This is a genomic window from Parageobacillus caldoxylosilyticus, from assembly GCF_019272935.1.
GTDB lineage: Bacteria > Bacillota > Bacilli > Bacillales > Anoxybacillaceae > Saccharococcus > Saccharococcus caldoxylosilyticus.
On record NZ_CP040553.1, the window covers coordinates 3,632,484 to 3,654,641 of the forward strand.

The 22,158-nt window shown below is 41.1% G+C and carries 16 protein-coding genes and 1 riboswitch; of the genes, 12 read left to right on the forward strand and 4 right to left on the reverse strand.

The window, feature by feature from the left end; all coding sequences use genetic code 11:
• Window positions 1–97: 97 nt before the first annotated feature.
• Entirely contained in the window at window positions 98–1,558 is a 1,461-nt protein-coding gene (locus BV455_RS18495) for an aldehyde dehydrogenase family protein (protein WP_218687533.1), read from the reverse strand.
• A gap of 283 nt (window positions 1,559–1,841) precedes the next feature.
• Between BV455_RS18495 and BV455_RS18500 the strand changes: the two genes are divergently transcribed.
• Window positions 1,842–3,473, forward strand: coding sequence for a bifunctional metallophosphatase/5'-nucleotidase (locus tag BV455_RS18500; protein WP_218687534.1), 1,632 nt, complete (start codon window positions 1,842–1,844; stop codon window positions 3,471–3,473).
• Window positions 3,474–3,518: 45 nt separating this feature from the next.
• On the opposite strand, the gene pepT is transcribed toward BV455_RS18500, so the two are convergent.
• Entirely contained in the window at window positions 3,519–4,751 is a 1,233-nt protein-coding gene (pepT, locus tag BV455_RS18505; protein ID WP_218687535.1) for a peptidase T, read from the reverse strand.
• Window positions 4,752–4,905: 154 nt separating this feature from the next.
• Window positions 4,906–5,039, forward strand: a riboswitch (FMN riboswitch).
• 156 nt (window positions 5,040–5,195) lie between these two features.
• On the opposite strand from pepT, the gene BV455_RS18510 reads away from it, so the two are divergent.
• A complete protein-coding gene (locus BV455_RS18510) occupies window positions 5,196–5,777 on the forward strand; it encodes an ECF transporter S component (protein ID WP_081160196.1) in 582 nt (193 codons plus the stop codon).
• Between the two features lie 63 nt (window positions 5,778–5,840).
• Here the strand turns inward: BV455_RS18510 and BV455_RS18515 are convergent, their stop codons facing one another.
• A complete protein-coding gene (locus tag BV455_RS18515; protein WP_218687536.1) occupies window positions 5,841–6,458 on the reverse strand; it encodes a sulfite oxidase-like oxidoreductase in 618 nt (205 codons plus the stop codon).
• Between the two features lie 335 nt (window positions 6,459–6,793).
• Here BV455_RS18515 and BV455_RS18520 point away from each other — a divergent pair, with 335 nt between their 5' ends.
• The 5 genes from BV455_RS18520 (at window position 6,794) to rhaA (ending at window position 13,504) form a co-directional block, all read left to right on the forward strand.
• Window positions 6,794–8,128 carry an MFS transporter gene (locus BV455_RS18520; protein WP_218687537.1) on the forward strand — a complete coding sequence of 445 codons (1,335 nt, stop codon included), beginning with the start codon at window positions 6,794–6,796 and terminating at the stop codon, window positions 8,126–8,128.
• Window positions 8,129–8,164: 36 nt separating this feature from the next.
• Window positions 8,165–8,536: a sensory rhodopsin transducer gene (locus BV455_RS18525; protein WP_218687538.1), complete on the forward strand. Its 372-nt coding sequence runs from the start codon at window positions 8,165–8,167 to the stop codon at window positions 8,534–8,536.
• Between the two features lie 131 nt (window positions 8,537–8,667).
• Window positions 8,668–10,737, forward strand: a complete 2,070-nt coding sequence (locus BV455_RS18530) for a bifunctional aldolase/short-chain dehydrogenase (protein ID WP_218687539.1) — start codon at window positions 8,668–8,670, stop codon at window positions 10,735–10,737.
• A gap of 83 nt (window positions 10,738–10,820) precedes the next feature.
• Window positions 10,821–12,257, forward strand: a complete 1,437-nt coding sequence (gene rhaB / locus BV455_RS18535; protein ID WP_033313578.1) for a rhamnulokinase — start codon at window positions 10,821–10,823, stop codon at window positions 12,255–12,257.
• Window positions 12,254–13,504, forward strand: coding sequence for an L-rhamnose isomerase (rhaA, locus tag BV455_RS18540; protein WP_017434126.1), 1,251 nt, complete (start codon window positions 12,254–12,256; stop codon window positions 13,502–13,504). Before rhaB ends, rhaA begins: the two co-directional genes overlap by 4 nt.
• 142 nt (window positions 13,505–13,646) lie before the next feature.
• Here rhaA and BV455_RS18545 read toward each other — a convergent pair whose 3' ends face one another.
• Window positions 13,647–15,215 (reverse strand): IS1182 family transposase, encoded by a 1,569-nt coding sequence (locus tag BV455_RS18545; protein WP_218687463.1) that lies wholly within the window; start codon window positions 15,213–15,215, stop codon window positions 13,647–13,649.
• 243 nt (window positions 15,216–15,458) lie between these two features.
• Between BV455_RS18545 and BV455_RS18550 the strand changes: the two genes are divergently transcribed.
• From BV455_RS18550 to BV455_RS18570, 5 genes are all read left to right on the forward strand, one after another.
• A complete protein-coding gene (locus BV455_RS18550; protein WP_223845256.1) occupies window positions 15,459–17,234 on the forward strand; it encodes a cache domain-containing sensor histidine kinase in 1,776 nt (591 codons plus the stop codon).
• Window positions 17,231–18,718 carry a response regulator gene (locus BV455_RS18555; protein WP_081162816.1) on the forward strand — a complete coding sequence of 496 codons (1,488 nt, stop codon included), beginning with the start codon at window positions 17,231–17,233 and terminating at the stop codon, window positions 18,716–18,718. Before BV455_RS18550 ends, BV455_RS18555 begins: the two co-directional genes overlap by 4 nt.
• A gap of 248 nt (window positions 18,719–18,966) precedes the next feature.
• Window positions 18,967–20,280 carry an ABC transporter substrate-binding protein gene (locus tag BV455_RS18560; RefSeq protein ID WP_218687540.1) on the forward strand — a complete coding sequence of 438 codons (1,314 nt, stop codon included), beginning with the start codon at window positions 18,967–18,969 and terminating at the stop codon, window positions 20,278–20,280.
• Between the two features lie 87 nt (window positions 20,281–20,367).
• On the forward strand, window positions 20,368–21,234 hold the full coding sequence (locus BV455_RS18565; RefSeq protein WP_218687541.1) for a carbohydrate ABC transporter permease: 867 nt from the start codon (window positions 20,368–20,370) through the stop codon (window positions 21,232–21,234).
• Entirely contained in the window at window positions 21,231–22,118 is an 888-nt protein-coding gene (locus BV455_RS18570; protein WP_217994785.1) for a carbohydrate ABC transporter permease, read from the forward strand. Before BV455_RS18565 ends, BV455_RS18570 begins: the two co-directional genes overlap by 4 nt.
• Window positions 22,119–22,158 lie beyond the last annotated feature (40 nt).

The window sequence follows — 22,158 nt, forward strand, 5'->3', positions numbered from 1 at the left end:
TCCAACAAGTCACGATTCACGCCAATACAAGCGAATTTTAAAAGGGGCTGATTGGAAAGCAATTCTGCTTTTCGGTCGGCCCCTTTTTCTTGGATTACTAAAACGGATAGCGGCGATACTCTTTTTGAACCGATACCCATTTTGTCATCGTAAACTCTTCCACAACCCACGGGTTTCCGAACCGTCCGATTCCGCTCGCTTTTGTGCCGCCAAACGGGACGGTCGGGCTATCATTGACCGTCTGATCGTTAATATGTGTCATACCGCTTTCAATTTGTAAGGCTAATTGTTCGCCTTCGCTTAAATCTTCGGTGAAAATCGCTGAACTTAAACCATATTCGGTATCGTTCGCCATCGCGATCGCCTCGTCATCGGATTCAGCTTTAATAATGGTCGCGATTGGGGAGAACAATTCGGTTTGTGCCAGTTTGCTGTTATTATCGACATCGACAAATACAGTCGGCGTTAAAATGTTGCCGATTCGCTTTCCTTCGAGCGCCACTTTGGCGCCTTCTTTTTTCGCTTCTTCAATGATCGCCAAGGCTTTTTCGATTTGTTTTTCGTTAATCAGCGGACCGATGATCGTTTTCGGATCGCGCGGGTCGCCATACGGAAGTTTTTTCGCCCGTTCGACGAATTTTTCGACAAACTCATCATAATGGTTTTTATGGACAATGATGCGGTTAATAATCATACAAATTTGCCCTTGATGGATAAACTTGCCGAATATTGCTGCGTCAACGGCACGGTCCACATTGGCATCAGCAAGAACGACAAACGGGTTGTTACCGCCAAGCTCTAGCGCGACGCGTTTTAACATTCCGCCTGCAATCGCTCCGATATGCTTGCCGACAGCGGTCGAACCAGTAAAACTAATAAGCTGCGAATTCGGATTGGTCAACATGTCGTCGCCGATTTCATCGATATCGGTGAGAATGATGTTTAAAACTCCTTTTGGCAATCCGGCATATTCAAAGGCTCTTGCGATGATGGAGCCGCCTGTAAAGCATGTTTGGATATCCGGCTTATGTACGACGCTATTTCCTAACGCAATTGCTGGGGCGATTGTTCTCATCGACAAATTCATCGGAAAGTTAAAGGGAGAAATCGATGTGATGACCCCTAATGGCAGGCGATAAATCCGGTTGATTTTTCCTTCCGTTTCCGACGGAATTTCCCTCACTTTTGTCAATTCATCCACCATGTTGATTGCTTCTTCGACAAGCCCAATCGATAAATCGACTTCCACATTCGCCTTAATGATGCTCCCGCCTGTTTCGCGGGCGATCATATCCATAATTGCATCCCGATTGGAACGTAAATATTCCGCCGCTTTGCGGAGCACTTCCTTTTTCTCTTCTGGGGGTGTGTTCGCCCATTCTTTTTGAGCTTGTTTGGCGACGTCAAACGCTTCGGCAAGCTGTGTTTTCGTTGCCAGACGAATGGTTGCAATAACGGAATTGTCATACGGGTTTAAGTTATCATATGTCCGTTCGCTAAGCCCATCGATCCATTCGCCGTTGATGAAGCTTTTGTTGAATTCTTCATACCGTTCCATCAGAGACACCTCCTTTGTATACAGTGACAATCCTATTTTTTACACTCATGATTTTTGTTATGCATTACGTTATTCAACCTTTTAGGATAAAACGCGAGTGAATGACAAAAGATTTTTCCGTAGATTCATAGACAATCACGAATAGTTAGATAGAAAAAATACTATACAAATTTATGAAAAATTTACAATAGTTTAGCAGAAAATAAGTCATTTGACTCTATTATTTTGATAGAACGAAAAATTATGCTGAATAGTAGAAAAACAAAAAGGGGGAATTAATGTGATGAAATTTTCTTCAAAATGGCTGAAAACGGCTGTCCCTGCCTTGATGTTATCGACGATGATCGCTTCGGGAAATGTCTTTGCGGCTGGAAAAGCTGGCGATGAAGAAAAACAGCTGAAAGCGGATGCGTATCAACACCGTTACATCGATGTTCAATTGCTAGGAATTAACGACTTTCACGGACAGCTTGATGTAACAAGAAATGTTGGAGGAAGAGCGGTCGGGAGAGCGGATTATTTAGCTGCGTATTTGAAACAACGGGAAAGGGAAAATAAGCATACGCTTCTTGTGCATGCGGGAGATGCTGTTGGGGCTAGTTCGCCTGTATCGGCACTGCTGCAGGATGAGCCGACGATAGAATTTTTAAATAATCTGGGTTTTGATGTGGGAACACTCGGAAACCACGAATTTGATGAAGGGGTCGACGAAATGCTTCGCCTCATTTATGGCGGTACACATCCAAAAACCGGCTATTTTCGTGGCGCCGACTTTCCATACGTAAGTGCGAATGTAATAGATAAAAAGACAGGCAAACCGATTCTTCCGCCTTATGTTATTAAAAAAGTGAAAGGGATGCCGATTGGCTTTATCGGAGTAACGTTGTCCGACACGCCAAGCATCGTCACTCCAAGCGGTGTGGCGGGGGTTACATTCACAGATGAAGCAGAAGCGATTAACAAAGCGGTGAAACAGTTAAAGCGGAGAGGAGTGCGTGCAATCGTTGTCCTTGCGCATAATCCAGGGGTGTCTAATAAAGATGGTTCCAATGCGAGTGGTGAAATTGTGGAAATTGCGAAAAAAGTGGATGATGAAGTCGACGTGATTTTTGCCGGCCATAATCATGCGTATTTAAATGCAGAAGTGGATGGCAAACTGCTTGTTCAATCGTATTCTTATGGAACTGCTTTTTCTGATGTCGATTTAAAAATTGATCGGCGAACAAAAGATGTTGTTGCGAAAAAAGCGGAAATCGTGACTACCTATCAAGATAGCATTAAGCCTGATCCAGAGATTACGAAACTAATTAACAAGTATGAAGAAAAGGTCGCGCCGATTATTAACCAAGTCGTCGGCACGGCAAAAACGACGATTAGCGCTGAGCAAAATGCGAGCGGTGAATCGGCTTTAGGAAACTTGATTGCGGACGCGCAGCGGACAGCGATGAAAACCGACTTCGCTTTTATGAACCCTGGCGGCATTCGCGCCGATGTGGAACAAGGGGAAGTGACATGGGGAGAGCTGTATAACGTGCAGCCATTTAGCAATCAACTAGTAAAAATGACGCTTACGGGAGAACAAATCCGCAAACTGTTAAATCAACAATGGCAGTCGAATCAAACGCGCATGCTGCAAATTTCCGGTCTTACGTATACTTGGGACGCAAGCAAACCGATTGGGGACAAAGTCGTCGATATTTATTTGCCAAACGGCGCAAAACTCGATCCAAATGCGGAATACACCGTTACGGCGAACAGCTTCCTGGCTGATGGAGGAGATAACTTCACGGTATTTACGGAGGGAAAAAATCGGGAAGTGGGACCGGTCGATCTGGATGCGCTCGTCGATTATATCAAACAGCTTCCGCAGCCATTTGATGCCCACATCGAAGGGCGCATTCAAAAACTGCGCTGAAAAACAAAGCTGGTTCCAAACAGCGGCTTGGAACCAGCTTTTATGTTACGCTTTTTGCCCGAACAGCTTGATAATTTCAATAATCACGTTCGTTGCTTTGATCATGTTGTCGACGGAAATATATTCGTAGCGGCCGTGGAAGTTTTCGCCGCCGGTGAAGATGTTTGGCGTCGGCAGTCCCATGTAGGAAAGCTGCGAACCGTCCGTCCCGCCGCGGATCGGCGAAATTTTCGGCTCAATATTTAAGTTTTTCATCGCTTCATAGGCGATATCGACGACTTCACGGACCGGTTCGATTTTTTCTTTCATGTTATAATATTGGTCTTTTATTTCGATCATGATTCGCTCTTTTCCGTACTTTTCTTGCAATTTTGCCGCGATTTCCTGCATTTTTGCTTTGCGTGCTTCAAATTGCTGGCGGTCAAAGTCGCGGATTATGTAATGAAGCATGGTTTCTTCGACATTTCCTTGAAAGGATAGCAAATGATAAAATCCTTCGTATCCTTCCGTATGCTCAGGCGCCTCGTTAGCAGGAAGCTGTCCGTGAAATTCCATCGCGATTTTCATCGAGTTGATCATTTTTCCTTTGGCAGTGCCCGGATGGACGTTTTTCCCTTTGATCGTGATTTTTGCTTCCGCGGCGTTAAAGCTTTCGTATTCCAATTCGCCGAGCGGGCCGCCGTCGACCGTATACGCAAATTTAGCGCCGAACTTAGCGACGTCAAACTTATGCGGGCCTCTGCCGATTTCTTCATCCGGCGTAAAGGCGACGCGCACTTTGCCGTGTTTAATTTCCGGGTGCTGAATTAAATAAGCCATCGCCGTCATAATTTCGGCGATCCCTGCCTTATTGTCTGCTCCCAATAACGTCGTGCCGTCGGTGGTGATGAGCGTATGGCCTTTATAGTTGGCCAATTCCGGGAAATCTTTTGGCGACAGGACAATGTTTAACGATTCGTTTAAGACGATATCGCCGCCGTCATAATTTTCGACGATTTGCGGATTGACGTTTGCTCCCGTAAATTCGGTTGCTGTGTCCATATGGGCTAAAAAGCCAATGGTTGGCACATCTTTATCTGTATTCGCCGGCAATGTTGCCATTACGTATCCGTTTTCATCCATTGTCACGTCTTTCATGCCGATTGCTTTTAATTCTTCCACCAACATGTTTCCAAGCTCCAGCTGGCCAGGAGTGGAAGGGCAAGTGTCGCTGTTTGGGTCGGATTGTGTGTTGACTTTAACGTATTTCGTAAAGCGTTCGATGATTTCCTGTTTCATCTAGCCACTCTCCTTACTATTTGCTATCTTTTTCCGTTTTTATTTTATCATAAAAATGTTGTGCAAATAAAAAACTTTGTTGCATAAAAAATGGTAGACAGAATTTATATAAAAATTGTATACTAAATGTACAATCGCATATAAAAAATATACGATTCATCTTCGGGGCAGGGTGAAATTCCCGACCGGCGGTGATGAAGCGATTGCGCTTCTCAGCCCGCGAGCCGCAAGGCAGGATCCGGTGCGAGTCCGGAGCCGACAGTATAGTCTGGATGGGAGAAGATGAAGGTTTGCCGGCGTTCGAATGCGGCGCGCTCGAACGTCTATTTGAGCATACCCTTTTTCTCCCTTAAGTGTGAGCACTTAAGGGTTTTTTATTTGACGCTCAAGATGGCAGCCTTCTTTCTTGTGAGGATGAATCACGAGAAGGAGAGGAGAATCGACATGAGAAAAATGAATGTCCGCGCACTTGTCTTGATTGGGGTATTTAGTGCCATCTCGTATTTGCTGATGCTGTTAAACTTTCCGCTTCCGCCGTTTCCAAACTTTCTATTGGTGGATTTCAGCGACGTTCCGGCATTGATCGCCGCGCTTTTGTACGGTCCGCTGGCGGGAGTGCTCGTTGAATTGCTAAAAAATGTGCTGAATTATTTCATGGTCGGCAGTCCTACCGGCGTTCCGGTCGGGCATATCGCCAACTTCATGGCCGGGATTACGTTTATTTTGCCGACATATTACGTATATCATAAAACAAAATCGAAAAAAGGAATGCTGGCTGGGTTAGCCACTGGCACCGCCGTCATGGCGTTGATGATGAGCGTATTGAACTACTATGTGTTTCTGCCGGCATATACGATCTTTCTAGGCGCTCCGGCGATGAGCGCGCCGGAAACAAAAGCGCTCGTCGTTTCTGCCATCCTTCCGTTTAATGCAGTAAAAGGCGTCATGATTACCATTGTCTTTATGCTTTTGTTTGCCCGGCTCAGCCCTTGGCTACAAAAACAAACAGCAGTCAATCATGTTTAGTCATAATAAAACGAGGACCCTTCCTGAGCGAAGCGGTCCTCGTTTTTCGTTCGGAAAGCTCCGTCACCATAACTTAAACGTGCCGGCCGGATTGGCAAAGCGTTCTTCTTTAAACGGATTGGCGGTCATCGAATAGCCGCGCTGTTCCCAATATCCCGGCTCGTCTTTTTTCATAAACCGGATGCCTGACGCCCATTTCGCCCCTTTCCATAAGTAAAACGATGCGGGCGGAATAAAGCGGAGCGGATAGCCATGTTTCGGGGAAATATCCTGCCAGTCATGATGTTTATCTTTCCAGCGGTACACAAACAACGCGTCATCGCCCATGAGCGCTTCAAGCGGCAAGTTCGCCGAATAGCCGAAGCGGTCTCCGTTCAAATAGCCGTAAATTTTCACATATTTTACATCCGGCTCCAGCTCAACAAAGCGCAAAAACTCGCGAAAAGCGATTCCTTCAAACGTTGTATCAAACTTTGACCACGTGGTCACGCAATGCATATCGATCGTCGATATCGTTTTTGGCAGCTCCATTACTTGCCGATAGGAAAGAGAGACTTCTTCTTTCACATCCCCAAATAAGCGGAATTCCCATGTTGATTCATCAAATTGATAGACATCCCCCTCATGGAGAATCGGCCATTTTTCCGTTTCAAATTGGCCTGGCGGCAGTTGTTTGGTCATTTATCTCCCTTCCTTTCTATTATGATCGTATGAACTAATCATACTGCTTTTACATAAAGTGATGCAACTATGTAAGGAAAAGGAAAAGATAATAAGAAAACGAGTAAAGCAATGACGAATAGATGAGACTTTTATAAGTAATATAGTTAAAACAAATAAAAATAACATATTCAAATAAAAACAAAAATATAATATAATTTAAAATAAACATAAACAAAAAAGGTGGGGATAAATAGAATATCTTAGAAGAGAATCAAAATGATAGTATCTCAACATTTTTCCGAATATTTTATTTATATTTAAAATTTAGTTAAAAAACAAAGGGGGAGAAAACAATGTCTGGTTATATTGGCATCAAGCAAACCAAAGGATGGAAGGCAACGATTTCAGTGGCGATGTCGAATTATATTGAAGCGGGTTCAATCGTTGCTGGAGCTGGAGGATTATCTCTTTGGGTGGAGTATTTGCATTTGAATGACATTGAAATCGGATTATTGGGTGCTGTGAGTGCAAATGCATTTGGAGCTGCGATTGGTGCTTTATTAGGTGGTTATCTTTGTGATAAGTATGGTCGCAAATTCATTTATACCTATGATTTGCTCGTGTACATGCTTGGAATGTTTTTTATTATCTGTTCAATAAATTTCCCTATGTTGTTGACGGGTTACATTATTACTGGTTTGGCAGTGGGAGCGGGTGTTCCGGCTTCTTGGACGTATATAGCTGAAGAGGCGCCGCATACAAAAAGGGCAGCACATACAGGAACAGCGCAGTTAGCTTGGTCCTTGGGACCAGTAGCGGCATTACTGCTTTCCGTATTACTAGCACCTCTAGGTCTTCTCGGTAGCCGTCTTATTTTTGCGCATCTATTTGTAATCGCATTCATCACATGGTATATACGACGAGGTTTAGTGGAATCGTCCATATGGAAAGAAGAAAAAGCAAAACAGGAAGCATTGCGGGCTATTGGTCAACATTCCAATACTTCCTTGAGGGAATTATTTAGCAAAAAAGTAAATCGTAGGGCGTTACTTCTTTTACTTGGAGTCTATCTGTTTTGGAATTTAACAGCGGGGGCGATGGGCTTTTTTATGCCATATATTTATGAGACCGTCGGTGGATTGTCTGCAAGCACTGCGAACTTGTTGCAAGCAGTTCTTTGGATTTTTACCGTCCTTTCTACATACTTTGTCTTCATGAGGTTAGGGGATAGGAAAAGTCGTAGGGCGATATACGCTGTTTCTGCTATCATGGGTATTGTTGCTTGGGTATTACTGGTATATGCGAAAATGACAATTCCAGTTTTGCTTTTATTCGTTTTTCTGTGGGGTTGTTCTGCAGGTTTTGGGGCACAAGCGTTTTATGGATTATGGGCTAGCGAGTTGTTTCCAACCAAATATCGTGCAAGAGCTCAAGGATTTATGTTTTTTGTCGCGCGTGTTGCTGTAGGTATATGGTCTATCGTGATGCCGACGATTATCTCTAAGCTCGGGTTTAGTGTTGCGGGAAATATGATGATTATATTTCTAATCATTGCAGCAGTAGTTGGGATTGTTGGTGCTCCTCGCACACAGGGGAAAACACTTCAAGAAATAGAAAGAGAACGTTATGGAAGTGAGGAGAACGGAGAGTTGTATGCTTCGACCTCATCGTTAGAAGAAACGATGTAAGTGATATTTTAAAGGGTAAGTAAGGAGGAAAGAAAAATGAGTAGAAAAGGGGCAACACATTGGGTTATTCCAGACGGGTATATTCCGGTAGACAGTTCGGGGAAATTAATCAGTCACGAATCGATTTGTGTAGTGAACTTGCATGAACAAGACGCCCATATTGACATCACGATTTATTTTGAAGATCAAGAGCCAATAGAAAAAATTTCTGTCACTGTCAAAGGAAAACGGACAAGACATATTCGCACTAGTTCTCTTGAGAAGGGAAGCAAAAAAATACCGGCAGGTGTTCCATACGCTTTAGAAATAGAAAGCGATATTCCGATTATTGTGCAATACAGCAGGCTGGATACCACACAAGCGGAACTAGCACTATTGTCTACGATGGCTTATCCATTAGATAATTGAATGATTATATACATTCAAAGAAACATCAACATTTTTAATTTATAAAAAACAAATAAATAAATATATTCAAAAATAAATAAAAATAAAATATAATAATATTAATCAAAAAATATAAAAAGGTGGCGAGGTGTATGGTTAAAAGTTTATGGGATCAGAAAAAGGCATCACAGCTCTGCACAGGGCTGGACGAACTAGTATATCGCTCTAACTTGATTGGAGCAGATCGCTCTGTTTGTAACTGGGGCGGCGGGAACACATCGATGAAAACCATTGAAAAAGATTTCCGAGGTCGCGATATCGAGGTGATGTGGGTAAAGGGTAGCGGCTCTGATTTAGCAACAATGAAGAAGCAGCATTTTACAGGATTGAGACTAGAAGATATTCGTCCATTAATCGAACGTGAGCAAATGACTGATGAAGAAATGGTCGAATATTTATCGCATTGTATGATTAACCCGAAACATCCCCGCCCGTCTATTGAGACATTGCTGCACGCCTTTTTGCCGTTTAAGCATGTCGACCACACTCATCCAGATGCCATTATTAGCATTTGCTGTGCCGATAACGGGAAGCAGATTGCCGAAGAGATATATGGGGATCGGTTTGTTTGGGTTCCATATGTTCGCCCAGGGTTCACATTATCAAAAATGATCGCAGAAGGAGTCAAAAATAACCCAAATGCCGAGTTAGTACTAATGGAAAAACATGGCCTAGTTACTTGGGGAGAAACAGCAAAAGAGTGTTATGAAAAAACCATTTCGATCATTAACGAAGCGGAACAATATATACGAGAACAAATTGATGAAACTTCTGTGTTTGGCGGACAAAAGTATAAGGCGCTTTCAGCAGAGGAAAGAAAGAAAATTTTGGCGCAAGTGATGCCAATTATCCGCGGAGCAGTTAGTGATCAAAAGCGGATGATTTTGTCATATGATGATTCAGATGATGTTCTGCAGTTTGTGAATAGTTATGAAGCTCCTGTGCTTTCACAAATCGGTGCGGCTTGCCCCGATCATTTGGTACATACGAAGCGTGTTCCTTTATATGTTGATTGGGACCCGCAAACAAACGATGTTCATCAATTAATAGAAAAAGTGAAAGAGGGAATTGAAAGATTTAAAGAAGAATATAAGGCTTATTTCGAACGGAATAGAAAAGAAGGAGACCAAATGTTTGAACCGGCGCCACGTGTAATACTCATTCCTGGTATTGGTATGGTTAATACAGGTAAAAGTTTAGCAATGGCGAACGTTAGTGGCGCGCTATACCATCGGGCTATCGCGGTAATGAAAGGGGCAACATCGCTAGGAAACTTCGTTTCCTTAGATGAAAAAGAGTCTTATAATGTTGAATACTGGCCGTTGGAGCTTTACAAATTGACCCTTGCGCCGCCTGAAGCAGAATTTTCGCGGAAAGTTGCTTTTGTCACGGGGGGAGCTGGCGGTATTGGCAGCGAAACTTGTCGTCGTTTTGCGTCAGAAGGAGCACATATTGTAGTAGCTGACCTGAACATCGAAGGAGCAGAAAAGGTAGCTGCGGAAATTAATGAGAAATATGGAGAGGGACGGGCTATTGCCGTTCAAATGAATGTGACAAAAGAAGAGGAAGTGAAAGCCGCTTTTGAGCAAACAGTGTTGACTTACGGTGGAGTGGACATCGTTGTCAATAACGCGGGGCTTGCGACTTCCAGTCCATTGGAGGAAACGACATTACAAGAATGGAATTTGAATATGGATGTGCTCGCTACAGGATATTTCCTTGTTGCACGAGAAGCGTTTAAACAAATGAAAAAACAAGGAATCGGCGGAAGTATGGTATTTGTCGGCTCCAAAAACTCGGTATATGCGGGCAAAAATGCATCAGCATACAGCGCTGCAAAGGCATTGGAAATGCATTTAGCAAGATGCATTGCAGTAGAAGGTGGACAATACGGTATTCGTGTAAATTCTGTGCTTCCTGATGCAGTGTTGCAAGGATCTGCAATTTGGAATTCAGCTTGGCGCGAGGAGCGGGCGAAAGCATATGGAATCGAACCAGATCAACTAGAGGAATATTACCGGAAACGGACCACATTATTAGTGAATGTTTATCCAAAAGACATTGCTGAAGCCATTGCCTTTTTTGCTTCTTCCAAGTCTGAGAAAACAACCGGATGCATGCTGACTGTAGACGGCGGTGTGCCGGCAGCATTTACTAGATAATCCATATCATCGCGTTTGGAGATAAAGTAATAAAAAAATCTCCAGCGCGATGAACATATGTGTTAGTAGGTAAGCGCTTTCTGATGAGGGGGATTGAAGTGAGCAAGCATTGTTTAGCTGTAGATATTGGTGCGTCCAGTGGGAGAGTGATTGCAGGAAGGTTAGAAGAGGGAAAGTTAAAGATTAATGAGATTTATCGTTTCGACAACCATATTATCCAAAAAGGATCTCATTTTTGTTGGGATCTTGAACACTTATTTCAAGAGATCAAAAAAGGAATACACGCATGCCAGGAAATAGGGATAAAGCCGGAAAGTATTGGTGTGGATACGTGGGCAGTGGATTTTGTTCTGTTGGATGAAGAAGACCAACTGTTGACCGAAGCGGTAGCCTATCGTGATCCACGCACCGATGGCATGATGGAGAAAGCGTTTCAAATTATTGGAAAAGAACAGTTATATTTTGACACAGGAATTCAGTTTCAAAAATTTAATACAATTTATCAGTTGTATGCCATCCAGCAAACCAACCCTGAACTTTTACGGCAGGCCAGAACCTTTTTAATGATTCCTGACTATTTCCATTACTTATTGACAGGGAAAAAAGTCAATGAATACACGAATGCAACCACCACTCAATTAGTAAATGCGTTTACACGGACATGGGACAAACGGATATTGCGGCAGCTTGGAATCAATGAAGAGATGTTTCAACCCATTCATCCGCCAAAAACATTGTTAGGAAATTTGAGAAAGGAATTGGTCAAGGAATTTGGCTTTGATATGAAGGTGATTTTACCAGCGACTCATGACACTGCTTCTGCCGTTATTGCTGTTCCGGAATCAGAAAATACAATTTATATCAGCTCAGGTACATGGTCATTAATTGGTGTGGAAAATCATGACCCGATTTGTACAGCTGATGCACTGAAATGCAATTTTACCAATGAAGGTGGCATCGATTATCGTTTTCGATTTTTAAAAAACATAATGGGGCTTTGGATGATCCAAGAAGTGAAAAGGAATTACAGGGATCGGTATTCCTTTGCACAATTAGTAGAAATGGCTCGAGAAGAGAAAGAATTTACCTCTATTATTCATGTAGATGACGGAAGATTTTTGAAGCCAGATAATATGGTGGAAGAAATCCAAAAATATTGTCAAGAGATGAATCAGCCTGTACCAAGAACACCAGGGCAAGTGGCAAAATGTATCTTTGATAGTTTAGTCGTCAGTTATCAAAAGGCAATCCAAGAGATTGAAGAGATCGTTGGGAAAAAGTTTAGTCAAATTAATGTTATTGGCGGCGGCTGTCAAAATGAATTATTGAATCAAATGATTGCAGATGTGACTGGTAAAGAGGTGTACGCTGGACCAGTGGAAGCGACAGCGATCGGAAATATTGTTGTACAGCTTATGGCTCTTGGTGACATTCAAACGCTGGATCAAGCAAGGACGATCATCAAACGTTCTTTTCCATTACGGCGATTTGTATCGAAAAAGGAGAGGGGCAGAGTATGAGAAAAGAAAACTTTGACAGAGCGAAACAAGATTATGAAAAATGGGGAATTAATGTTGATGAAGTATTTCATCAATTAAAAAGTGTATCTATTTCGATTCATTGTTGGCAAGGGGATGATGTATCAGGTTTTGAGGTGAAAAAGGCGGAATTATCTGGCGGAATTGATGTTACTGGTAACTACCCAGGTAAAGCACGAACACCGGAAGAATTAAGACAAGATTTAGAAAAAGCACTATCACTTATTCCAGGTAAGCATCGTGTGAATTTGCATGCGATGTACGCAGAAACAAAAGGAAAAGTAGTAGAAAGAGACGAATTAGAACCGGAATATTTTGGGAATTGGGTGAATTGGGCCAAGGAACATGGGTTAGGATTAGATTTTAATCCAACGCTTTTTTCTCATGAAAAAGCGGCAGATGGCCTTACATTATCCCATCCGAATGAAGAAATCAGGCAATTTTGGATTCGTCATTGTATTGCGAGTCGCAAAATTGGGGAGTATTTTGGTAAACAACTCGGCACTCCTTGTTTAACAAACATATGGATTCCAGATGGATATAAGGATATTCCAAGTGATCGGTTAACACCAAGACAGCGATTAAAAGATTCATTAGACCAAATTTTTGCCGAAGAGATAGATGAAACTTATAATATTGATGCAGTCGAAAGTAAATTATTTGGAATTGGTTCGGAGTCATATGTTGTCGGCTCTCATGAATTTTATTTAGGTTATGCGCTAACGAATAAAAAGGTATACTTACTGGATACAGGACATTTTCATCCAACGGAAACAATTTCTAATAAAATTTCTGCTCTACTGCTTTACTTTGATAAACTCGCATTGCATGTATCGAGACCGGTTCGATGGGATAGTGACCATGTTGTTATTTTTGATGAGGAACTAAGAGAAATTGCACTAGAGATTGTTCGCAATCAGGCGTTGGAGCGTGTGATGATTGGCTTGGACTTTTTCGATGCAAGCATCAACCGGATTGCAGCTTGGGTTATCGGAACGCGCAATATGATTAAAGCATTGTTATATGCGATGCTAATGCCAAACGATTACCTGAAGCAGTTGCAGGAAAGCGGAAACTTTACAGAAAGACTCGCACTCATCGAGGAGTTTAAAACATATCCGTTTGGGGCAGTATGGGACGCTTATTGTGATTATATGGGCGTGCCTGTAAGAGAGACATGGTTAGAAGAAGTGAAAAAGTATGAGCAAGAGGTATTACGAAAACGGTAATTTCTGGATTGATTTGAAAAGTGGTATGCACATGAATGGAGGCTGTCTCAAAAGGTCGTTAAACCGACCTTTTGGGGACAGCCTCTGTTTCTTTTCTTTACTATTTGGTTATTTATTCCTTTTTTGAAGCAGGAATTTCTCCTTATTTCTGAATTTTATCCTGTTTTTTCTTTGTTGGATCGGTTGTGGCCGCCCACTTTCTCAAATTGTGAGCAGCACAAATAAGCCCCCATTCCAAGGTAATTTTTGGGAGCCCTCTTAACAAAAAGCGCTGAAATTGCTGGTTGTGCTTGATTTGCCCAAACACCGGCTCGTTTTCGATTTGTCGTTTTCGGTACGTCGCCGCCCCTTCTTCCGTGGACAGCCGTTTACGGATCTCTTGCCGTTGTTGTTGATTTTTCAAGGAAACGCGGATGGTTTTCGTGTCTTTGCCTTTGGCGCATGTCGCCTGAAACGGACATCCGGCACAAGCCGTACAACGATACGTCCGTTTGACGGTAACGTACCCGTTGTCGGTCGTTTCCTTCCGTTCATACACAAACACCAACCGTTCCCCTTTAGCGCAAATCCACTCATCCAGCTCCTCATCATACGTCATGTTCTCGATTCGGCCGATCTCCTTCGCCCACGCTTTCGTTTGTTCCCGATCTAACGTGTTGTACTTGATCAGGGCGACTATCTTCTTTTTCTCACAGTACGTGTAGTTCTCCTCACTCCCATAGGCGGAATCCGCAATGGCTTGTTTAGGCATTGGACGCCCATAGGCGGCCAATTGCTCCAAATGCGGAATGAAACATCCGGCATCCCCTGCCCGTTGATGCACGCTAAATCCAGTGATGAATTGGTTCTCTGTCCCAATCTGCACATTGTACCCCGGTTTGAGCTGGCCATTTTTCATATGGTCGTCCTTCATCCGCATAAACGTGGCATCCGGATCCGTTTTCGAAAAACTGTTCCGTTCGCCTAATCTTTCTTTGTATTCTTCATATTTTTTCTTACGGGGGAGAAGATCTTGTTCCAATTGCCGTTTGGCTTTCTTTAACGTACGATTCTTCGGCTCTTTCTTTAGGCGCTCTTCCACTTGTTCGATGACGGCTTCGATCCTTTCGGACGTGATCGGTGAAGCTTCCAGCTTTTCTTGAAAATCCCCCTCTTGTTCCGCCTCTTCATCTTCTTTCGTCACCTGTTCGATCGAGGCAACGATTTTCCGGAATTTCTCCTCCAGTTTCTGATCGTACTTTTCCGTTGATTTGCGCCAAACGAATGTATATCGGTTGGCATTGGCCTCGATTTTCGTTCCATCCAGAAAATAATCCTCTAACTTGACCAACCCTTCTTGACGCAGAAGATCGACAATGGAGAAAAACGTTTCGTAAATGATGTCCTTCATCCGTTCCGACCGAAATCGGTTGATCGTGCGAAAATCCGGTGTTTGATGGCCGGATAGCCACATAAAGTAAATGTTTTCTTTCAACTGCTTGGCGATTTGGCGAGAGGAGTAGATCCGATTGGCGTAGGCATACAGGATGACTTTCAACATCATTTTCGGATGATAGGCTGGACGCCCTCCGCCAGGATAGAGGGAAACGAACAGAGCCGGATCCATTTTTTCCACTGCCAGATCCACAATCCGGCAAAGATGATGTTTGGGAATGAAAATTTCAAGATCCATTGGCAAAATGAGTTGATCTCGGTTATAATAAATGTACATAAGAAAACCGTCCTTTCTTTGGTAGGGTTGTGGTGACTCTATTATACCAAAAGAGGAACGGTTTTCTTCTTTTTTATCCAAAAAAGTGTCCCAAAAGCGAACGCTATGCGAACACTTTTGGGACATCCTCTTCTCTCGTTGTTGGGGCTAAATGATAAGTAGATATTAATTGTAACATATTTTGTTAAGATAGATTGATTATTATAATGTAGGTCAAATAAGCTTTGCTAGGGTAGGATTGTAATGAAAAAACAATGGTTTAGGAGAATTATGAGACTGTTTCGTTTTCAGAATGTTCGCGACAAATATTTTATTGCGATGATCAGTCTTTCGCTTCCGCCTCTTTTTCTGTTAGGGTTCTTTTCCTATAATATTGCAAAAGATACACTAGTGCAAAACCAGTTGCGAGTGACAGAAAACCATCTGGAGACAGCCAACGAGGTAGCTGATTTGCTGTTACGCAATATTATCAATATGGAGAGAGTCATTTCGTGGAATAAGGACATTCAACGAGAATTAAAAAGAAGTGCTTCCCATAAAGATAGCAAACAGAAAATCATTAATATGGGTACAGTTAGGCGTATCCAAAATTTGCTTTCTAATTATCTTATTGATACTCAATATATTGATTCGGTTTGTTTATTTGATCCACATTACCGTTCTGTATGTTACGGAAATTCTAAAAGTATGGGCCACTATGGAAGCAATGATAACTTTGCGGAGATTGCGCAGACGGACTGGTATAAAAGAAGTGTAGAAGCAAAAGGAAAGCCAGTATTTTTTGATTACAATGTTTTAACAGATACACGGACAAGCAACACATTTTCTTCGGTCAAGCTATTAAGGGATCCTGAACAATTATTTCATCCACAGATTACAGGATTATTAGTGGTAAACATTAAAAAATCCATATTTTTAAAAGTGTTTAATGAAAAGGAGAACCGAGGATTTATTGTCCTTAATCCTTCTAGAAAAGGAGTAAGTGTTGTATATGATTCTACTTCTTCTTTTCATATAGAAAGTAATTTAGGAAATAGTATTTCATCTGCGTTTCAAAAGCTAAGGGATAGAGGCTATTTTCTTAGCAGCTATACAAATCAAACAACAGGATGGATGTTTATCCATGTAATTAAAGAAAAAGAGTTGCTCCAACAGCCAAACCAAATAGGAATGGTGACGGCCTTCATCGCTTCTTTCATGGCTCTTATTTCTTTATTTCTTTCCTTTGTTTTTTCTGGGTCTATTACAAGACCGCTTAGACAATTAAAAAAAATAACCGTAGAATTAGCAAAAGGGATATGGGATGTTCATGACGCTACTGAAGAGAATGAAATTGTTGTCATTGAAGAGACATTTAAGCGAATGACAAAAGAGAATCAAAAGCTTAACGAACAGTTGATCCGTTTGCAATTAAAGGAGCGGGAGGCAGAACTACGGGCGCTCCAAGCGCAAATTAAACCCCATTTTCTATATAATACATTAGATTCGATTTACTGGATGGCCGTATTACAAAATAATCATGATATCGCTAAAATGGCAATATCTCTGTCAGAGAGTTTTAAGTTAAGCCTGAATAATGGGAAAGAATTTATTCCTGTAGCGAAAGAGCTGGAACATATTCAACACTACATGACGATTCAAAATATGCGGCATAACAATCGCTTTCAGTATATTCAAAAAGTAGATCCTGCCCTAATGGATAAAGAAATATTGAAACTATTACTTCAGCCGCTTGTAGAGAATGCTATTTATCATGGTTTAGAACCGAAAGTGGGGAAAGGAACTGTTCGATTGACTGGAAAAATAGAGAGTGGATTTATTACTTTTACAATCGAAGATGATGGGGTAGGAATGGAAGATTTGGAAGCGATCGAGAAGGGATACGGTTTACGAAATGTTCGTGAACGTTTATCGCTATATTATGGGGTAGACAGTAGATTTACCATTTCAAGCGAAGTAAATCGAGGAACGAGAGTAGAAATTCGATTCCCTATGGAGACAAAGGAGGGAAATCCGTGATAAAGGCTGCTGTATTTGATGATGAATATATTGTACTCCATGGTCTCCAAACGATGATTGACTGGTCACAATATGGAATTGAATTAGTAGGAACTGCTGCGGATGGGCTTAGTGCTTTATCGTTATGGAAAACATACCGTCCTGATATTGTCTTTACAGATATCCGGATGCCTGGTATAGATGGGTTGCAACTTGTGGAAAAGATCTTGTCAGAATCGCCTGAAACGATATGTATTGTATTCAGTGGTTTTAATGAATATGAGTACGTAAAGAAAGCCATTAAATTAGGGGTGGCGGACTATCTAGAAAAGCCAATTACCGTATCTATGATGAAGGATACCATTCCTAAAATTATTGAGAAGATCGAGCAAAAAAAGGAACTTTCTATGCTGAAATCAAAATGGGAGAATAGCCAACGCGAGTTACTAGAAAAAGCCACATTAGACTTGCTATTGCTGGGGAATGAGGCAGAAGCAAAGTGGCGGGAATGCTTTGGAGATGATGAAGACCGTGTTGTTGGGATAACGGTTATTGCGTTATCGGAATATCGCTATTTTATAAGCAATGCCCCTTCTTACCGTATTGTTTATGTGCGAAATGGATCCGAGCAGCTGTTTGTCGTTTTTCATTTTGATGTTCAATCGGATGTTTTATGGAAACAATTATGTTTTTGGGCAGAGCAGGTAGGAATAACAGTAGGATGCGGCCGAACATATTCACATATAACTGATGCCCCGAAAAGCTATAAAGAGGCTTTACAGGCGTTGAAATATGGGCGGTTTATGGAGGAAAATGGTTGGATTCATTTTGAAGATATAAGTGGCGATTCTCCATTTTCTACGGATCTACCAAAGCAAGAGGAAGCAGTTATGTTTTATATACGGACTGGAGATAAAGAAGGGCTACTTCGTCAGCTGGATGGTTATATAAAACAATTAAAATCGAAAGGGCTCCATCCAAATATTGTGGAGAGGGAAGTATTGAAATTTGTTTATTTTGCAATCGAAGCAGCAAAGGAAACAGGAGCAAACATAGATGAGATATGGGGGAAAGATTATTTGCCTCATGTGGAGATACGTCAAATGAATACAAGGGAAGAAATGTTTCAATGGCTGCATTCGCAAATGGAAATGATTATGGATTGGGTAATGGCGTTCCGCCAAAAAACGAAGCATAGTGCTGTAGAAAAAGCGTGCATCTATATAAAAGACAATTATAATAGGGACTTGACCCTGCAGGAAGTCGCCGAACATGTAGGGATGAATCCTGCCTATTTTAGTTTGCTGTTTAAAGAAGAAATGGGGCATTCGTATATTAAATATTTGACTGAAATTCGTATGGAGCAGGCGAAGGAATTGCTTCGGGAAGGATATAAGGTAACGGATGTTAGCGAGATGGTCGGCTATCATAGCTATAAACACTTTTCTGAGGTGTTTAAAAAATATGTTGGGATGAAACCAGGACAATATAAAGAAATTTTTTAAAAAGTTTTTTGGAAAAGGCTTAAAAGCCTTTTTTTGTTTGGTTAGGTTTGTATGCGCTGTAATATTTCTGATCTAAAGATCATTTTATTATTACTGCTATCCAAAAAAAAACGGACAAAAAACAAAAAGAACACACTTATCAAGTTCCTTAGCAATCGTTTACAATGATCTTAAGTAAATCTGGGCTCAGAGAAGAAACAAGAAGAAACAATATAAAAAATGAAAGCGTTTAAAAAGGGGGATTAAAAATGAGGAAGAAAACAAAAATATTTTCATCACTATTGTGTAGTACGGTACTTATGATGGGGATATTGACGGGGTGCAGCGGTAGCGGTAAAGACACGTCGAATAATGCAGCAAAAGAACAAAAAACCCTTACACTTTTAATTGACAATCAAACAACATTGGATGGAATCAAAGCGGTTGCAGATGCATTTGAGAAAAAATACGACATTAAAATAGAATTTGAAACTCGTCCAGGGGGAGCAGAAGGAGATAATGTTGTCAAAACCCGTTTGGCCACGGGAGATATGACCGATCTTGTTTACTACAATTCAGGAGCTCTCGTACAAGCGTTAAATCCAGAACAAAACTTTGTAGATCTAACAAATGAGCCTTTTATGAAAAACGTGATGAATTCTTTTAAGAAGACGGTTACCGCAAATGGAAAGGTATATGGTATTCCTGCAGGGCCTGTTATAGTTGGTGGATGGTTATATAATAAGAAAGTTTATAAAGAACTTGGACTTTCCGTTCCAAAAACTTGGTCAGAGTTAATGAAGAATAATGAGAAAATAAAGGCAGCAGGTAAAACACCGGTAATTGGAACTTATAAGGATGATTGGACAACACAATTGATTGTATTAGCAGATAACTATAATGTCCTTGCAAAGACCCCTACATTTGCAGAAGACTACACTGCTAATAAGGCGAAATTTTCTGATACCCCAGAAGCACTTCGCAGTTTCAAAAAATTAGAAGAAGTGTATAAAAAGGGGTATTTGAATAAGGATTTTCTAGCTACAAATTATGATGCTGGTTTAAAAATGCTGGCTGAAGGCAAGGGTGTTCATTATCCAATGCTTACGTTTGCACTGACAGCAATTGCAAAAAATTATCCAGATAAGATTAATGACATCGGTGTATTTCCACAGCCTAGCGACAGCCCGGATATTAACGGTTTTACTGTATGGATGCCTGCAGCTATCTATATTAACAAAAATAGCGATCATGTTGAGGAAGCAAAAAAATTTGTAGAATTTTATATCTCTCCAGAGGGAATGAATGCATATCTTTCTAAAGTGAAACCAGAGGGACCTTTAGCAATAAAAGGAGCTAAACTTCCAGATGATGTTTACCCAGCAGTAAAGGAAATGCTTCCTTATTTTGAATCGGGAAAAACGGCTCCGGCTTTAGAATTCCTTAGCCCTGTCAAAGGTCCAAGCTTGCCGCAAATCACGACAGAAGTAGGGAGCGGTATTAAATCAGCGAAGGAAGGAGCCAAGTTATATGATCGAGATGTTGAAAAGCAAGCAAAACAACTTGGTCTCCCAGGATGGTAATAATAAAAGATTTTAAATGATGAGAGGCCCTGTTTATGTTTCTATAGCAGGGCCGATCTTCTACATGGAAATGAGGTGGATAAGCAGATGACGAAGTCAATCAATCGATTTTATACGTATTATTTTCTGTTACCTGCCGGAATTATTTATTTTGTGTTTTTCTTATTTCCAACTATTATGTCGTTCTTTTTTAGTATGACGTGGTGGACGTTGACAGATTGGAAGTTTATTGGATTAGAAAATTTTACCACTTTTTTCACGGAGCCATCATTGAATATCGGTTTTAAAAATACGATTATCTACGCTGTGGTGACATCTGGTCTGAAAGTGATATTCGGCTTTCTTCTCGGTGTGTTTCTTTGTTCAAGATTAAAAACGAAATCGTTTATTCGTTCGATGGTTTTCTTTCCAACGTTGTTGAGTACGATTGCTGTCGGGATTGCATTTACTGTGATGATGCATCCAACTCAGGGATTGATTAATAAAACTCTCCAGGTACTCGGAATGGTCGGACCAGATTGGCTTGGGGATACGCGCATCGCTCTTTTATCGGTTGCGCTTGTCGATGTATGGAAAGGCGTAGGAATAGCGACCGTGATTTTTATTGCTGGGATTATGTCGATTCCGGAAGAATATTATGAAGCACTGATGATGGACGGAGGCAATGCATTTCATAAATTTTGGTATATTATCCTCCCGCTTAGCCGTCCAGCTATGAATTCAGTCATTATCCTTTCATTTATCGGAGGATTGCGTTCTTTCGACTTGATATGGGCGATGACAAAAGGAGGACCGGGATTTAGTACGGATCTTATTGCTTCGATTATTTACAAACAATATCAAGCTGGTTTTTATGGGCTCTCAACCGCCGGAAACGTGATTTTATTTATAGTAGTATCTGCTTTAGCACTTCCATTATATGTATACTTAAACAGAAAAGAGGTGGATGTATGATGCCGATGAAAAAAGAAATGAGTCAACTAGCAGAAGAGACAAAAAGAGCAGTTTGGAACGGAAAAAAGGTAAAACAGTTAATTATTGAAGTCATTGCAGTCCTATTAACTATTGTTGTTTTTGGCATTCCTTTTTACTTCGTCATTATTAATGCAGTAAAGAATACACAAGAATCTTCCTTATTAAATATGAGTTGGCCTAGTAGTTTTCATTTGCTAGAAAACGTAAGGACGGTATTAACTGCTAATGATGGTATGGTGGTGCGTGCATTTATCAACAGTACACTGCTTACTGTATTTTCTATTATTATTTTAGTTCTTGTAAGTTCCATGGCTGGGTTTGTTTTACAAAGAAAAATAAACAAGCTTAGCTCATTTTTTAACTTTCTAGTTATTACAGGATTAATTATTCCTCCTGCTGTGGTACCAACGATATGGGTTCTTAATTCTCTTGGGTTGTTTAAAACATTGCCAGGTATTGTGCTTGTGGAGGTAGCACTTGGATTTCCTTTTGCTGCTTTGCTTTACAAAAGTTTTATGGCCACGATTCCACGTGAAATTGACGAAGCAGCACTTATAGACGGTTGTGGGAGTTTTCGCTTGTTTTTCCATATTATTTTCCCACTTCTAAAGCCGGTTACATCAACTATAGTCATTTTATCGGCAGTAGGAATTTACAATGATTTCGTTAACCCATTGTATTTTTACCCTGGAGCGGAAAATGTGACATTGCAGCTTACTCTTTACAATTTTATGAGCATGTATAAAACGGATTGGAATCTTCTTTTTACAAATATATTACTCATCTCCCTTCCGCCGCTAATATTATTTATTTTCTTCAGTAAAAAGATTATTGCTGGAATGACAGCTGGTTCAATTAAGTAGTCGTTGCATAAGGAATGATTTGTACCTCTATTGTGGTCAA

Excerpts from the sequence above, each read along its gene's own strand:
- BV455_RS18495 (WP_218687533.1), bottom strand. The coding sequence starts at position 1,558 with ATGGAACGGTATGAAGAATTCAACAAAAGCTTCATCAACGGCGAATGG.
- BV455_RS18500 (WP_218687534.1), top strand. The coding sequence starts at position 1,842 with ATGAAATTTTCTTCAAAATGGCTGAAAACGGCTGTCCCTGCCTTGATG.
- pepT (WP_218687535.1), bottom strand. The coding sequence starts at position 4,751 with ATGAAACAGGAAATCATCGAACGCTTTACGAAATACGTTAAAGTCAAC.
- BV455_RS18510 (WP_081160196.1), top strand. The coding sequence starts at position 5,196 with ATGAGAAAAATGAATGTCCGCGCACTTGTCTTGATTGGGGTATTTAGT.
- BV455_RS18515 (WP_218687536.1), bottom strand. The coding sequence starts at position 6,458 with ATGACCAAACAACTGCCGCCAGGCCAATTTGAAACGGAAAAATGGCCG.
- BV455_RS18520 (WP_218687537.1), top strand. The coding sequence starts at position 6,794 with ATGTCTGGTTATATTGGCATCAAGCAAACCAAAGGATGGAAGGCAACG.
- BV455_RS18525 (WP_218687538.1), top strand. The coding sequence starts at position 8,165 with ATGAGTAGAAAAGGGGCAACACATTGGGTTATTCCAGACGGGTATATT.
- BV455_RS18530 (WP_218687539.1), top strand. The coding sequence starts at position 8,668 with ATGGTTAAAAGTTTATGGGATCAGAAAAAGGCATCACAGCTCTGCACA.
- rhaB (WP_033313578.1), top strand. The coding sequence starts at position 10,821 with ATGAGGGGGATTGAAGTGAGCAAGCATTGTTTAGCTGTAGATATTGGT.
- rhaA (WP_017434126.1), top strand. The coding sequence starts at position 12,254 with ATGAGAAAAGAAAACTTTGACAGAGCGAAACAAGATTATGAAAAATGG.
- BV455_RS18545 (WP_218687463.1), bottom strand. The coding sequence starts at position 15,215 with ATGTACATTTATTATAACCGAGATCAACTCATTTTGCCAATGGATCTT.
- BV455_RS18550 (WP_223845256.1), top strand. The coding sequence starts at position 15,459 with ATGAAAAAACAATGGTTTAGGAGAATTATGAGACTGTTTCGTTTTCAG.
- BV455_RS18560 (WP_218687540.1), top strand. The coding sequence starts at position 18,967 with ATGAGGAAGAAAACAAAAATATTTTCATCACTATTGTGTAGTACGGTA.
- BV455_RS18565 (WP_218687541.1), top strand. The coding sequence starts at position 20,368 with ATGACGAAGTCAATCAATCGATTTTATACGTATTATTTTCTGTTACCT.
- BV455_RS18570 (WP_217994785.1), top strand. The coding sequence starts at position 21,231 with ATGATGCCGATGAAAAAAGAAATGAGTCAACTAGCAGAAGAGACAAAA.